Genomic DNA, 14,086 nt, shown 5'->3' on the forward strand with positions numbered 1-14,086 from the left:
TATCCGACTGGCTCTAGACTAAGCCGCTTGTTTTTTGAGATTTGAAAACCCATGCGCGTTACTGATTTTTCATTTGAACTTCCTGAATCCCTGATTGCCCGCTACCCTCAGGCGGAACGCAGCGCTTGTCGTATGCTTTCTCTCGATGGGATCAGTGGCGCACTCTCTGATGACACATTTACCGATGTGCTAGATAAGCTGAACTCTGGCGATTTACTGGTATTTAATAATACCCGAGTGATCCCGGCACGTCTGTTTGGTAAGAAAGCCAGCGGCGGAAAGATTGAAGTTTTGGTTGAGCGAGTGCTGGATGATAGAAGGGTTCTGGCCCACGTTCGTGCTTCTAAAGCACCAAAGCCGGGCACAGAACTGTTGCTGGGCGATGATGAATCTATCCCGGCCATTATGGCTGCACGCCACGATGCGTTATTTGAGCTTCATTTTACCGATGGGCGTGATGTACTGACGATTCTTAACGCTGCCGGGCATATGCCTTTACCTCCTTATATTGATAGGCCAGATGAAGATGCTGACCGTGAGCTGTATCAAACGGTTTACAGCCAGCGCCCCGGAGCGGTTGCTGCACCAACGGCAGGCTTACACTTCGATCAGCCGCTATTGGAAGCCTTGCGCGCCAAAGGGATCAATATGGAATTCGTTACCCTGCACGTAGGTGCCGGGACATTCCAGCCAGTGCGGGTTGATGATATCAAACAGCATGTGATGCATGCCGAGTATGCGGAAGTACCACAATCCGTGGTGGATGCGGTGCTGGCCTGTAAAGCCCGGGGCAATAAAGTGATAGCCGTGGGAACGACATCGGTCAGATCGCTGGAAAGCGCCGCGCAGGCGGCTAAACAGGATCTCATTGAGCCATTTTTTGGTGATACCAGCATCTTTATTTATCCCGGTTATCAGTTCCGGGTTATTGATACCCTGATTACTAATTTTCACCTGCCTGAATCAACGCTAATTATGCTGGTATCGGCATTTGCCGGTTATAGCAATACCATGCGGGCATATCAGCAGGCGGTCGAGAAGCAATACCGTTTCTTTAGCTATGGGGATGCCATGTTTATCACCCGTAATCCGGAAGCGATTAATGAAATCCCAGGTGGGAAATCGTAATTAACAGAAACAAGCTCCAGACTGTTTATCTGGTGGCGGAGGTTTTACGTGAAGTTTGAACTACAGACAAAAGATGGTCGTGCCAGACGCGGTCGTTTAGTTTTTGAACGCGGTACGGTAGAGACACCGGCGTTTATGCCAGTCGGGACCTACGGTACGGTAAAGGGCATGACGCCAGAAGAGGTGAAAGACACCGGTGCCCAAATTATTCTGGGCAACACCTTTCATTTATGGTTGCGCCCCGGTCAGGAGATCATGCGTAAGCATGGCGATCTGCACGATTTTATGCAGTGGCACGGTCCTATTTTGACTGACTCCGGCGGCTTTCAGGTGTTTAGCCTGGGAGATATCCGTAAAATCACTGAAGAAGGGGTAAATTTCCGTAACCCGATTAATGGTGATGCGATATTCCTGAGCCCGGAAAAGTCGATGGAAATTCAATACGACCTCGGTTCTGATATCGTTATGATCTTTGACGAGTGTACGCCATACCCGGCCGACTGGGATTATGCTAAACGCTCAATGGAGATGTCTTTGCGCTGGGCGAAACGTAGTCGTCAACGTTTTGATGAACTACAGAATAAAAATGCGTTGTTTGGCATCATTCAGGGCAGCGTTTACGAAGATTTACGTGACGTATCTGTAAAAGGGCTGGTAGAGATTGGTTTTGACGGTTACGCTGTCGGCGGTTTGGCCGTAGGTGAGCCAAAAGAGGATATGCATCGGATTTTAGAGCATGTTTGTCCTCAAATTCCGGAAGATAAACCACGCTATTTAATGGGGGTTGGAAAACCGGAAGATCTGGTGGAGGGAGTTCGCCGGGGCATCGATATGTTTGATTGTGTGATGCCAACGCGCAATGCGCGCAATGGACATTTGTTTGTTACGGATGGAGTGGTTAAAATTCGTAATGCAAAACATAAAGATGATACATCTACGCTTGATGAACACTGTGATTGTTACACCTGTCGCCATTACAGTCGGGCATATTTGCATCATCTCGATCGCTGTAATGAAATATTGGGTGCACGGTTAAATACCATTCATAACCTGAGATATTACCAGCGTTTAATGGCAGGTTTGCGTGAGGCCATTGAGCAAGGTACATTAGAGCACTTTGTTACTGATTTTTATGGACGGATAGGTAAGACTGTCCCGCCATTAGCTAAATAATTCGTATATTCATCAACATAACAACAGAGGAATCTCATTAATGAGTCTTTTTATTTCTGACGCAGTGGCCGCAGCCGGTGCACCAGCTCAAGGCAGCCCATATTCTTTAGTTATCATGCTGGTAGTTTTCGGTTTGATCTTCTATTTTATGATCCTGCGCCCACAGCAGAAGCGTGCTAAAGATCATAAGAATCTGATGAATTCCATTACTAAAGGTGATGAAGTATTAACCACCGGTGGGTTAGTGGGTCGTGTATCTAAAGTTTCTGATACTGGCTACATCGTTATTGCTCTGAATGATACAACTGAAGTTACTATCAAACGTGACTTCGTTGCGGCTGTATTGCCTAAAGGCACAATGAAAGCGCTCTGATTTGAGCGCTATACTTTTTGATTTTCCCGAAGGGAAACTACTATTGTGTTAAACCGTTATCCTTTATGGAAGTATCTGATGCTGGTCTTTGTGATCGGCATCGGTTTGCTTTATGCACTTCCTAACATTTATGGTGAGGATCCGGCGATTCAGATTACTGGGGTGCGCGGTGGCACCGCCAGTACTGCTACGTTGGGTCAGGTAGAAGATGCACTGAAGCAACAGAATATTGTTATCAAATCGGTAGTGCTGGAAGAGAATGGCTCTTTGCTGGTGCGGTTTGACAATACTGATGTCCAACTGCGGGCACGGGAGATTCTGGCAGAATCGCTGGGGAATCAGTTTGTTATTGCATTGAACCTTGCTCCAGCCACGCCAACCTGGCTACAGAAAATTGGTGCAGAACCAATGAAACTGGGCCTCGATCTGCGCGGTGGTGTGCACTTCCTGATGGAAGTGGATATGGAAACCGCAATGTCCAAACTGCAAGAGCAAACGCAAGATTCGATTGAAAGCGAACTGCATACGGAAGGTATTGCTTATTCTGAAGTAGTTAAAGGCAGCAACTTCGGTGTTGAGGTTCGTTTTCCTGATGCAGATACGTTGACTAAAGCCATTGATTTTCTGACACCTCGTCATCGGGATCTGATAATCACTCCGGGCTCTAACAACAGCTTTACCACGCAGATGACTGCACAACGTTTAAGCGAAGCGCGTGAATATGCGGTTCAGCAAAACGTTAACATCTTGCGTAACCGGGTAAACCAGTTAGGGGTTGCTGAGCCGGTAGTTCAGCGTCAGGGTGCCGATCGAATTGTGGTTGAATTACCGGGTATTCAGGATACCGCTCGTGCTAAAGAGATTTTGGGTGCGACCGCAACGCTTGAGTTCCGTCTGGTAAATACCAGTATTGATGCCGCTTCGGTATTACGCGGTCGTGATCGTAGTAAGTCTGAAGTGAAGTACCGCCGTGATAACTCCCCAGTGGTGTTATACAAGAAGGTGGTTCTGACCGGCGATCATATTACCGATTCTACCTCCAGCAATGATGAGTATGGCCGCCCACAGGTGAACATTTCTCTGGACAGCGCTGGCGGTAATATCATGTCTAACTTTACTAAGGACAGCATTGGCAAAAATATGGCCACGGTGTTCGTAGAGTATAAAGACAGCGGTAAAAAGGATGCTAACGGCAGAGCTATTCTTGAAAAGCATGAAGAAGTGATCAACGTTGCGACCATTCAGTCTCGTTTGGGTAACAGTTTCCGCATTACCGGTATTGATAATGCCGCTGAAGCTCGCCAGCTTTCACTGTTGCTACGTGCCGGTGCGCTGATAGCGCCAATTCAGATTGTTGAAGAGCGTACTATCGGTCCATCAATGGGGCAGCAGAATATTACTCAGGGTCTGGAAGCCTGTTTCTGGGGTCTGATGGTATCGGTGATCTTTATGCTGCTGGTGTATCGCGTATTTGGCTTGATGGCCAGTGCGGCACTGGTGGTTAACGTTATTCTTATTGTTGGTACTATGTCGCTGTTGCCGGGGGCAACGCTAAGTATGCCGGGCATTGCCGGTATTGTACTAACGGTAGGTATGGCGGTTGATGCTAACGTACTGATTAACGAGCGGATAAAAGAAGAGCTGAAAAATGGGCGTAGTGTCCAACAGGCGATTCATGAAGGGTATAAAGGGGCTTTCAGCAGTATTCTGGACGCTAACCTGACTACGCTGATTACCGCTGCAATTCTGTATGCTGTAGGTACCGGCTCGATTAAAGGCTTTGCCATTACGCTGTCTATCGGCGTATTGACTTCCATGTTCACTGCGATTGTAGGTACGCGCGCCATTGTTAACCTGGCGTATGGCGGCAAGCGCATTACCAAGCTGTCTATTTAAGGAGTCTGTTGTGGCAGAGGAATATAAAGTAGAGCAGCTTAACCACGGTCGCAAAGTCTATGACTTCCTGCGCGTGGGTAATGCCGCTTTTGCTATTTCTATGATTCTGGTGGTTGCTTCATTAGTCATCATAAGCATGAAAGGGTTTAACTGGGGTCTGGACTTCACCGGTGGTACTGTGATTGAAGTTAAATTAACCCATCCGATAGACTTGGAAAAAGTGCGTGCTGACCTGAATGCACAGGGCTTTAAAGACCCAATTGTTCAAAACTTTGGTAGTAGCCGTGACGTTATGATCCGTATGGCGCCTATTGAAGGCATGAACAGTGAAGTATTGAGCAGCAAGATTCTGGATATTGTTCACAGCAACGCCGATGAAGGTGCAGAAGTTAAACGTATCGAATTTGTTGGACCAAGCGTTGGTGCCGAGTTGGCACAATCGGGTCTGATGGCAATCATCGTTTGTTTACTCTGTATTCTGGTCTATGTTGGTTTTCGTTTCGAGTGGCGTCTGGCAGCGGGTGCGGTATTTGCACTGGCGCATGACGTGGTGATTACATTAGGTATCATTTCGTTATTCCAGCGTGAAGTCGATCTGACTATCGTTGCAGCAATGTTGTCGATTATCGGTTACTCACTGAACGATACCATCGTGGTATTTGACCGGATGCGTGAGAACTTCCGTAAGATTCGTCGCGGTACATCTTATGAGATCATGAACGTCTCTCTGACTCAGACGCTGAGTCGAACGTTGATGACATCAGGGACTACCTTACTTGCGGTTCTGTGTCTGTTGTTCTTTGGTGGTGAGATGTTGAAAGGCTTCTCTGAATCACTGGCTATTGGTATTTTGCTGGGTACGGTGTCATCCATCTGGGTAGCGGCCTATATGGCGCTGAAGATGGGCGTGAAGCGTGAGCACATGTTACCAACTAAAGTGGAAAAAGAGGGCGCCGATCAGCCTTCAATGCTGCCTTAATCAATACGATGATTGAACAGAAAAACCCTCATAGCGATATGAGGGTTTTTTATTGCGTTGAATTCTTTATTCAGGCAGCAGCAGCGAGCTATCAATATATTGCGCTAATGAAGGGAGTGATGAAAGGTATGGTAAATAAGGAATTTCCCCCAGCAGCGGGGCTGTAATTCGCCTTTTCAGTGTGCTCATATAATCATCATAGTGAGGATAGCCAGGCTGTACGCTATTGGCTATCCAGCCGCTAAAATTTACTCCGGCAGTTATCAGCGCCTGCTGGGTCAGTAAGGCATGATTGATACAGCCAAGTTTGATTCCCACTACCATTACCACCGGTAACTGCCCGGCGATAACCCAGTCAGACAGAGAATAATGTTCATCGACAGGAGTAAACCATCCCCCGGCACCCTCAACGACGACTACATCACTTTTTTGCTGTAAGCTGGCTAATCCTGATGACAGCAGCGATAGTGATATCGGTTGCGATACCAGACGGCTGGCGATATGGGGGGATGTTGGGTGCAGAAATGTCACCGGATTAATCTGGTTGTACTCCAGATCTTCTGATGAATATTGCTGCAAAATCAGCGCATCCTGATTGCGTAATCCATCTTCTGTTAGCTGGCTGCCCGAAGCTACAGGTTTGTAACCTGCAACCCGATAGTGGCGAGCTGAAAATGATTGTAGCAATGCTCTGACGGCAATCGTTTTTCCGGCATCGGTGTCGGTACCGGTGACAAACCAGGTGTGATTTATAATATTCTCTGGGATATTAAGGTGCTGCATTGTAATAGTGCTCGGTATCGGGTTCATGCTGCTGTTTAGCGATTCGTACCAACTGTTTGCTGTAGGTCTGTTGTATTTGTTGTTTTTCAGGATTTAACCCCAGCTTGTGGAACAGTTTCAGATCGCTGTTCTGTGCCGGGTTGGGGGTAGTGAGTAATTTGCAGCCATAAAAAATGGAGTTAGCGCCGGCCATAAAGCACATGGCTTGAGTCTGTTCATTCATCTGTTCCCGACCGGCTGACAAACGCACATAAGAGCGGGGCATCATAATGCGGGCGATGGCGATGGTGCGAATAAACTCGAAAGGGTCTATATCAGGAAGATTATCCAGTGGGGTACCTGCAACTTTAACCAGCATATTAATTGGTACGCTTTCCGGTGGTTCTGGCATATTGGCTAACTGACGCAATAAACCTGCTCTGTCGGTTACCGATTCTCCCAGCCCCAGAATACCGCCAGAGCAGACTTTGATACCGGCCTGACGCACATAATCCAGCGTATTTAACCGTTCCTGATAGCTGCGAGTAGTAATAATCTGGTCATAGTATTCCGGTGAGGTATCCAGATTATGATTGTAATAGTCCAGACCGGCTTGCTTTAGCCTTTCAGCCTGAGAGGGGGTGAGTGAGCCTAATGTCATACAGCTTTCCATTCCCAGCGCTTTTACACCGCGAATCATCTGTTCCAGATAGGGAAGATCACGTTCATGGGGATTCTTCCATGCGGCCCCCATACAAAAACGTCCTGAACCGGTGGCTTTTGCCTGACGTGCGGACTCCAGTACCTGTTCTACCGCCATTAAGGCTTCGGTGGCCAGACCGGTTTTATAGCGTGCACTTTGCGGGCAGTATTTACAGTCTTCAGGGCAATTACCGGTTTTAATGGATAACAAGGTGCTGACCTGAATGTGCCGGGGATTGAAATGTTCACGATGCACCTGCTGCGCAGTGAAAAGTAACTCAAGTAATGGCATATCGAAAAGAGCCTGGGTTTGTGCTGCACTCCAGCGTTCAGTCTGATTCATAAGAGGTCCGATCAATAATCTGTTGGTTTTGAAAAACTTTAATTGTAAACTAATTTTATGTCAATTTAGTTTACGGTTGTTTTTTATGTTTTCAGATATTGAATTTGACCAGCGCCATATCTGGCATCCCTACACTTCAATGATTCAGCCATTACCCTGTTATCCGGTCAGTTCTGCCCGGGGTGCTTCACTCTTTTTACAGGATGGCAGCGAGTTGGTTGATGGTATGTCATCCTGGTGGGCTGCAATTCATGGTTATAACCATCCAAAATTAAATCAAGCCGTCAGCCAACAGTTAGTCAAAATGGCGCATGTCATGTTTGGCGGTATTACCCATCAGCCTGCCGTTGAGCTGTGTCGTCGTCTGATCGAGATAACTGAACCTGAACTGGAAACGGTTTTTCTGGCAGATTCCGGCTCGGTTGCCATTGAGGTTGCGATGAAGATGGCACTGCAATACTGGCAGAGCAAGGGGGAACGGCGACATCGGTTTCTGGCTTTGCGTCACGGTTATCATGGCGATACCTTTGGGGCTATGTCGGTATGCGATCCGCACAACTCGATGCATAGCCTGTATCAGGGCTTTTTACCGCAGAATCTGTTTGCTGATGGCGTTGATATTCCCTTTTCCGGAGAGTGGCATGAAGGGGCAATGGAGCACTTTTCCCGCCTGATGGAACAACATCAGCAAGATATTGCCGCCGTTATTCTGGAGCCAGTGGTGCAGGGGGCCGGAGGGATGCGTTTCTATCATCCCGCCTATCTCAAACATATACGCCAGCTCTGCGATAAATACCAAATTCTGATGATTACCGATGAAATCGCCACCGGTTTTGGTCGTACCGGTAAGCTGTTTGCCTGCCAGCATGCGGGTATTTCACCGGATATTCAGTGTGTAGGAAAAGCATTAACCGGGGGCTATATGACACTCTCTGCGGTGATGACCACCCGTCATGTTGCCGAAGTTATCAGTCAGGGGGAGGCGGGATGTTTTATGCACGGCCCCACGTTTATGGCTAACCCGTTGGCCTGTGCGGTTGCCTGTGCCAGTTTAGATTTACTGGCTGAAAATCACTGGCAGTCTCAGGTGATACAGATTGCCAATGTTTTAGAGCAGGGATTGCGCCCACTGGAAGATTCTCCTTACGTTCATCAGGTGAGGGTGCTGGGGGCGATCGGCGTTGTTGAAGTAGTTAAGCCGGTGGATATGGCCAGTCTGCAAAAATTCTTTGTTGCTCAGGGCGTGTGGGTTCGGCCATTTGGCAAACTTATCTATTTAATGCCGCCCTATATCATTCAGCCTGAACAGTTATTGCGGTTGATTAAGGCTATCCGCCATGTGGTATCCCGACCGGACATCCTTTTTGGCTAATTTTTCTATTTATCCTGGAGTTGTCATGCCGTTTTTGATTATTACTACTGTTATCTGGTCGTTCTCATTTAGCCTGATTGGCGTTTATCTGGCGGGGCAGGTTGACCCCTGGTTCTCTATCCTGATGCGAGTTGGTTTAGCTACGCTATTATTTGTACCCTTTATGCGTTTTAGCGGGACAAGTTCCAGAGCCTGTATTGCTTTTATGGCGGCAGGGGCCTGCCAGTTAGGGATTATGTATCTGTTCTACTATCAGTCATTTCTTTATTTGACCGTGCCGGAAGTATTGTTGTTTGGTATTACCATGCCCATTTATATCACGTTAATTTACGATCTGCTGAAGGGGCAATCACTACGTTTGGGCTATTTGTTTAGCGCTCTGTTGGCGGTATTGGGGGCGGGCGTAATTAACTTTAGTCATCCCAGAGAGAATTTCTGGTTTGGTATGTTAATTATTCAAACCGCTAACTTTTTCTTTGCCTTAGGACAGGTTGGCTATAAGCGCGCAATGGAGCTTTACCCAATGCCGCCAAAGCAGAGTAGCGCCTTGTTCTATTTAGGTGCACTCTGTGTAGCCATTGTGGCATGGCTGCTGTTGGGCAATACCGAACAACTGCCTACGACGTCTACGCAGTGGGGAATATTGGTATGGTTGGGATTAGGCGCTTCCGGTCTGGGCTACTTTATGTGGAATTATGGTGCCGGAAAAGTAGATGCCGGAACGCTGGCAATTATGAATAACGCCATGATACCCGTTGGCCTGATGGTTAATCTTCTTATCTGGCAAGAGCAGCCAGAATGGGGAAAAACCCTGGCGGGAGGAGCCATTATGTTGCTGTCATTATGGATCCATAAGCGCTGGGTAGTGATTGAAAATAAAACGGTGAAAGCCTGAATATTTGGCAATCCATCTCTTTAACGTAAGATTACTGATATATTCATCCGGTATTGATTATCATTAAATATCTGCTTTATAGGCCTTAGCTATATCACTATTTAGCTGAGGCGTTTAAAATGGTAGATCATTATATGAGTATGCTTTTCCCCGGAAATATTTTCAGGAGATGTTATGCATTGCCCTTTTTGTGCTGCTGTAGATACTAAAGTCATTGATTCGCGTTTGGTCGGCGATGGCTCTCAGGTACGCCGCCGCCGCCAATGTTTAGTTTGCCATGAGCGCTTTACTACGTTTGAAGTGGCAGAACTGGTGATGCCTCGCGTGATTAAAAGTAATGAAATTCGCGAGCCCTTTGATGAAGAGAAATTGCGTCGGGGTATGTTAAAAGCGTTGGAGAAACGACCGGTTAATTCTGACGATATTGAAATGGCCATCAGCCATATTAAATCTCAACTACGCGCTACCGGTGAACGCGAGGTTTTGGCATCACTGGTGGGTAACCTGGTAATGGATGCCCTGAAGAAGTTAGATAAGGTCGCCTATATTCGTTTTGCTTCGGTTTACCGTAGCTTTGAAGATATTCGAGAGTTTGGTGAAGAGATCGCCAAATTACAGGACTAATAGCCCTATGCAGAATGACGCAAAGTATATGGCACGAGCGCTTGAGCTGGCCTGGCAAGGGCGCTTTATCACCACACCTAACCCTAATGTTGGCTGTGTGCTGGTACGTGATGGAAAAATCGTTGGAGAGGGATATCACCATAAGGCAGGCGAGCCCCATGCTGAAGTTCATGCGTTAAGCATGGCGGGAGAAAAAGCGCGGGGAGCCACAGCCTATGTTACGTTGGAGCCATGCAGCCATCATGGACGCACCCCCCCATGCGCGGACGCATTGATTAATGCTGGTGTTAAGCGCGTGGTCGCTGCGATGCAGGATCCCAACCCTGAAGTGGCTGGTCGTGGTCTGTATCGTTTACAGCAGGCAGGCATCGAAGTGGAACATGGCGTGATGATGGCGGAAGCCGAAGCGGTTAATCGCGGTTTCTTTAAGCGTATGCGCACCGGTTTTCCTTATCTTCAGCTTAAACTGGCGGCCTCACTGGATGGCAAAACGGCCATGGCCTCGGGTGAGAGCCAGTGGATCACTTCGATAGATTCCCGTCGTGATGTTCAACAGTTCAGAGCCCAAAGTTCGGCTATTTTAAGCACCAGCGCTACGGTGCTGGCGGATAACCCGGCGTTGAACGTTCGCTGGGAAGAGCTGGACCGTCAAACTCACGATATTTATCCTAAAAGTTTACTGCGTCAGCCTGTAAGAGTCATCCTTGATAGCCAGAACCGTTTAACGCCGGACCTTAAACTATTTTCATTACCCGGTGATATCTGGTTAGTGCGCACCCACAAAGGTGATGAAGACTGGCCTGATAACGTTGAGCAGCTTATTGTTCCTGCTTATCAGAAGGGCATCGATCTGGTGGTGCTGATGATGCAACTGGGACGCCGTCAGATAAATACTGTCTGGACTGAGGCCGGGCCAACCATAGCCGGAGCCTTATTGCAGGCAGGAGTAGTGGATGAGCTGGTGCTGTATCTGGCACCCAAACTGCTGGGGGATGATGCGCGTGGATTGTGCAAGCTTCCCGGCCTTAGCCAACTGGCGCAGGCGCCTGAGTTTAAAATACAACATGTACAGCAGGTCGGTGAGGACTTACGTTTACACCTGGTGCCCCGCAGTGAGTTGCAGTAATTGTGCGCAGATAGCAAATCCGCAGCGCCACAACTGAAAGAATATGATAGAATCCGCCCCCTTGTTGGATTATTGAATCAAGAAACCAAGGATATACTTTTATGAACGTTATCGAAGGTATTGTTGCAGCACCACAAGCCCGTGTTGCCATTGCTATTGCTCGCTTTAACAATTTTATTAACGATAGTCTGCTGGAAGGGGCTATTGATGCATTAAAACGTATTGGTCAGGTTTCTGATTCAAATATCACTGTGGTTTGGGTACCGGGTGCTTATGAATTGCCTTTGGCTGTTCGCACACTGGCGGATACCGGTCGCTATGATGCGGTTATTGCGCTGGGTACCGTTATTCGCGGTGGTACTGCACACTTTGAGTATGTTGCTGGTGAATGTAGCTCTGGTTTATCCAGCGTTGCCATGGAAAGCCAAATCCCGGTATCTTTCGGCGTACTGACAACAGAAAATATTGAACAGGCTATCGAACGTGCCGGAACTAAAGCCGGTAACAAAGGTGCCGAAGCGGCCATGACCGCACTGGAAATGATTAATGTAATTAAGGCAATCAAAGCGTAAGCATGGGTTACCCCCGGCTGTAAATATTGATTGTCTGACTAAGATTTGAGGGAAACCCCGTGAAACCTGCTGCTCGTCGCCGCGCCCGCGAGTGCGCCGTTCAGGCGTTATACTCCTGGCAATTATCCAAAAATGATATTGCCGATGTTGAATTACAATTTCTGGCGGAACAGGATGTTAAAGATGTTGATTTAACTTACTTCCGTGAGCTGTTTTCCGGCGCGGCCACCCATGCGGGTGAGCTGGACAAATTGATGGCACCTTATCTGTCCCGTACTCTGGATGAGCTGGGCCAAATTGAGAGAGCCATTCTACGCGTTGCCGTTTACGAACTGAGCAAGCGTGAAGATATCCCTTATAAAGTGGTTATCAATGAGGCCATTGAGTTAGCCAAAATCTTTGGTGCAGAAGACAGCCATAAATTTGTTAATGGCGTTCTGGATAAAGTGGTTCCTCGCTTGCGTGTACGTAACGCCAGGCAATGAGTCTTATCCTGATTCACCATTAAGAATTTTGATAAGGCCGGCAATGCCGGCCTTATTGCTAAGTTCGACTGGAGTACCGCTACTATGTCGTGCAGTGAGTTTGACGTTATTGCCCGCTATTTCAATCGGCAAAGTACTATTCGTAAAGACGTGCTGTTGGGTATTGGTGATGATTGTGCGCTACTTATCCCTTCACAAAAACAGTATCTGGCTATTAGTACCGACACGCTGGTGTCCGGCATTCATTTTCTTCCTGATATCGATCCTGCTGATTTAGGCTACAAGTCGCTGGTGGTTAACTTAAGCGATCTGGCTGCAATGGGAGCCGACCCGGCCTGGGTTTCGCTGGCATTAACCCTGCCTGAAATCGATGAACCCTGGCTGGCCAGCTTTAGTGAAAGTTTGTTTGGCCTGTTGGACTACTACGGAATGCAATTGATTGGTGGCGATACCACTAAAGGGCCGCTTAGTCTGACATTAACCATTAACGGCTGGGTACCTGTTGATAAGCAACTGACCCGCAGTGGTGCTAAGGCCGGACATTGGATCTACGTGACTGGCTGGCCTGGTGACAGTGCGGCCGGTCTGGCTATTTTGCAGGGTAAGCTTGAGGTAGAGAATCAGGAGCAGAGAAACTACTTGGTAAAACGCCATCTTCGCCCTCAGCCACGTATTTTAATGGGGCAGGGTATGCGCCAACTGGCAACCGCCGCTATTGATATTTCCGATGGCCTGTTACCGGACTTAGGCCATATTCTGAAAGCCAGCGGCTGTGGTGCCAGAATACATCTCGACCGACTGGTGTTTTCATCAGCACTGACGGATAACTGTAGCCGTGAGCAGGCGATCCGATGGGCGCTGACCGGCGGTGAAGACTACGAACTGTGCTTTACCGTACCGGAAAATAACCGTGGCGCTCTGGATACCGCACTTTCTGGTTTAGGTATTCCTTATCACTGTATCGGGCAGATTACCGCCAATGGTGGATTGCAGTTGTTGGATGGGAATCAGGCGGTGGAGTTTGAGGGGCGTGGGTATGATCACTTTAGTGGCTGATCTTTTATTAGGAAATAAAAGGGAAGTTCAGTTTTAGTGCTGATATCAGAAATGTGAACTGAGCATGATTAAATTCAGTGTAGGTTTCGTCCGCAAATGATGTAGTGCCAAGCCAGACTACCGTGCGGCGGCCGAGCAAGAGGCGTTAAGGCGAACGCCTCCTGCACCTCCGCGCCTTCGCACACGAATTCAGGTCGCTACGCGACTGCCCTCCGCCTTCATTCGGGCTTACGCACCGGCGCAGAGCCGCTCCAGACGTCGCTGCGCCTCGACCAGCATCCCTGCTGGTCGTGCTACCTTCATTCAGTTGTCGGCTGAATTCCAGTGCTCTTAAAGGTCAAAAGATGAAGGTCAAAATATTGGTTAGCATTCAGCAGCATTGCCCCTGAATATGGTTTTTAGTTTTAGTTTTAGTTTTAGTTTTAGTTTTAGTTTTGAGTTTTTTGTCTTTTAGCCGAATTCAATCGGAGGGAGAGATTTCCGTTGGGGTCGACTTGGCGGAAGCCAACGACAAACAGGCGAAGCCTGTTTGAACAGCGCTAGCGCTGGCAGGGTGAAACACCGCAAGGTGTTTCATAACAGCCCGCAGGCGGGCTAGGC

General features: G+C 48.0%; 14 protein-coding genes. 12 read left to right on the forward strand and 2 right to left on the reverse strand.

Annotated elements, in window-relative coordinates:
* Positions 1 to 51 precede the first annotated feature (51 nt).
* From queA to secF, 5 genes are read left to right on the forward strand one after another with little or no spacing between them, the layout of a single operon-like run.
* Entirely contained in the window at positions 52 to 1,128 is a 1,077-nt protein-coding gene (queA, locus tag LPW36_RS00110; protein WP_230607493.1) for a tRNA preQ1(34) S-adenosylmethionine ribosyltransferase-isomerase QueA, read from the forward strand.
* A 48-nt stretch (positions 1,129 to 1,176) separates the two neighbouring features.
* Positions 1,177 to 2,301, forward strand: coding sequence for a tRNA guanosine(34) transglycosylase Tgt (gene tgt / locus LPW36_RS00115; protein ID WP_230607494.1), 1,125 nt, complete (start codon positions 1,177 to 1,179; stop codon positions 2,299 to 2,301).
* Positions 2,302 to 2,341: 40 nt separating this feature from the next.
* Positions 2,342 to 2,674: a preprotein translocase subunit YajC gene (gene yajC, locus LPW36_RS00120; protein ID WP_230607495.1), complete on the forward strand. Its 333-nt coding sequence runs from the start codon at positions 2,342 to 2,344 to the stop codon at positions 2,672 to 2,674.
* A 45-nt stretch (positions 2,675 to 2,719) separates the two neighbouring features.
* Positions 2,720 to 4,570, forward strand: a complete 1,851-nt coding sequence (secD, locus tag LPW36_RS00125) for a protein translocase subunit SecD (RefSeq protein ID WP_230607496.1) — start codon at positions 2,720 to 2,722, stop codon at positions 4,568 to 4,570.
* A 10-nt stretch (positions 4,571 to 4,580) separates the two neighbouring features.
* A complete protein-coding gene (gene secF / locus LPW36_RS00130; protein WP_230607497.1) occupies positions 4,581 to 5,549 on the forward strand; it encodes a protein translocase subunit SecF in 969 nt (322 codons plus the stop codon).
* A gap of 66 nt (positions 5,550 to 5,615) precedes the next feature.
* Here the strand turns inward: secF and bioD are convergent, their stop codons facing one another.
* Positions 5,616 to 6,332, reverse strand: coding sequence for a dethiobiotin synthase (gene bioD, locus LPW36_RS00135; RefSeq protein ID WP_268991398.1), 717 nt, complete (start codon positions 6,330 to 6,332; stop codon positions 5,616 to 5,618).
* Positions 6,319 to 7,356 (reverse strand): biotin synthase BioB, encoded by a 1,038-nt coding sequence (gene bioB, locus LPW36_RS00140; protein ID WP_230607498.1) that lies wholly within the window; start codon positions 7,354 to 7,356, stop codon positions 6,319 to 6,321. Before bioB ends, bioD begins: the two co-directional genes overlap by 14 nt.
* Before the next feature lie 85 nt (positions 7,357 to 7,441).
* Between bioB and bioA the strand changes: the two genes are divergently transcribed.
* From bioA to thiL, 7 genes are all read left to right on the forward strand, one after another.
* Entirely contained in the window at positions 7,442 to 8,728 is a 1,287-nt protein-coding gene (gene bioA, locus LPW36_RS00145) for an adenosylmethionine--8-amino-7-oxononanoate transaminase (RefSeq protein WP_230607499.1), read from the forward strand.
* Between the two features lie 25 nt (positions 8,729 to 8,753).
* Positions 8,754 to 9,623: a DMT family transporter gene (locus LPW36_RS00150; protein ID WP_230607500.1), complete on the forward strand. Its 870-nt coding sequence runs from the start codon at positions 8,754 to 8,756 to the stop codon at positions 9,621 to 9,623.
* A gap of 174 nt (positions 9,624 to 9,797) precedes the next feature.
* Positions 9,798 to 10,247, forward strand: a complete 450-nt coding sequence (gene nrdR, locus LPW36_RS00155; protein WP_130590706.1) for a transcriptional regulator NrdR — start codon at positions 9,798 to 9,800, stop codon at positions 10,245 to 10,247.
* Positions 10,248 to 10,254: 7 nt separating this feature from the next.
* The gene (ribD, locus tag LPW36_RS00160; protein ID WP_230607501.1) at positions 10,255 to 11,373 is read left to right on the forward strand and encodes a bifunctional diaminohydroxyphosphoribosylaminopyrimidine deaminase/5-amino-6-(5-phosphoribosylamino)uracil reductase RibD; all 1,119 of its coding nucleotides are present in this window, start codon (positions 10,255 to 10,257) and stop codon (positions 11,371 to 11,373) included.
* A gap of 101 nt (positions 11,374 to 11,474) precedes the next feature.
* The gene (gene ribH / locus LPW36_RS00165; protein WP_130590708.1) at positions 11,475 to 11,945 is read left to right on the forward strand and encodes a 6,7-dimethyl-8-ribityllumazine synthase; all 471 of its coding nucleotides are present in this window, start codon (positions 11,475 to 11,477) and stop codon (positions 11,943 to 11,945) included.
* Between the two features lie 59 nt (positions 11,946 to 12,004).
* Positions 12,005 to 12,430, forward strand: a complete 426-nt coding sequence (nusB, locus tag LPW36_RS00170) for a transcription antitermination factor NusB (protein WP_230607502.1) — start codon at positions 12,005 to 12,007, stop codon at positions 12,428 to 12,430.
* A gap of 84 nt (positions 12,431 to 12,514) precedes the next feature.
* Positions 12,515 to 13,486: a thiamine-phosphate kinase gene (gene thiL, locus LPW36_RS00175; protein WP_230607503.1), complete on the forward strand. Its 972-nt coding sequence runs from the start codon at positions 12,515 to 12,517 to the stop codon at positions 13,484 to 13,486.
* The last annotated feature ends 600 nt before the right edge of the window (positions 13,487 to 14,086 follow it).

This window comes from Limnobaculum eriocheiris (genome assembly GCF_021010575.1).
Lineage (GTDB): Bacteria > Pseudomonadota > Gammaproteobacteria > Enterobacterales > Enterobacteriaceae > Limnobaculum > Limnobaculum eriocheiris.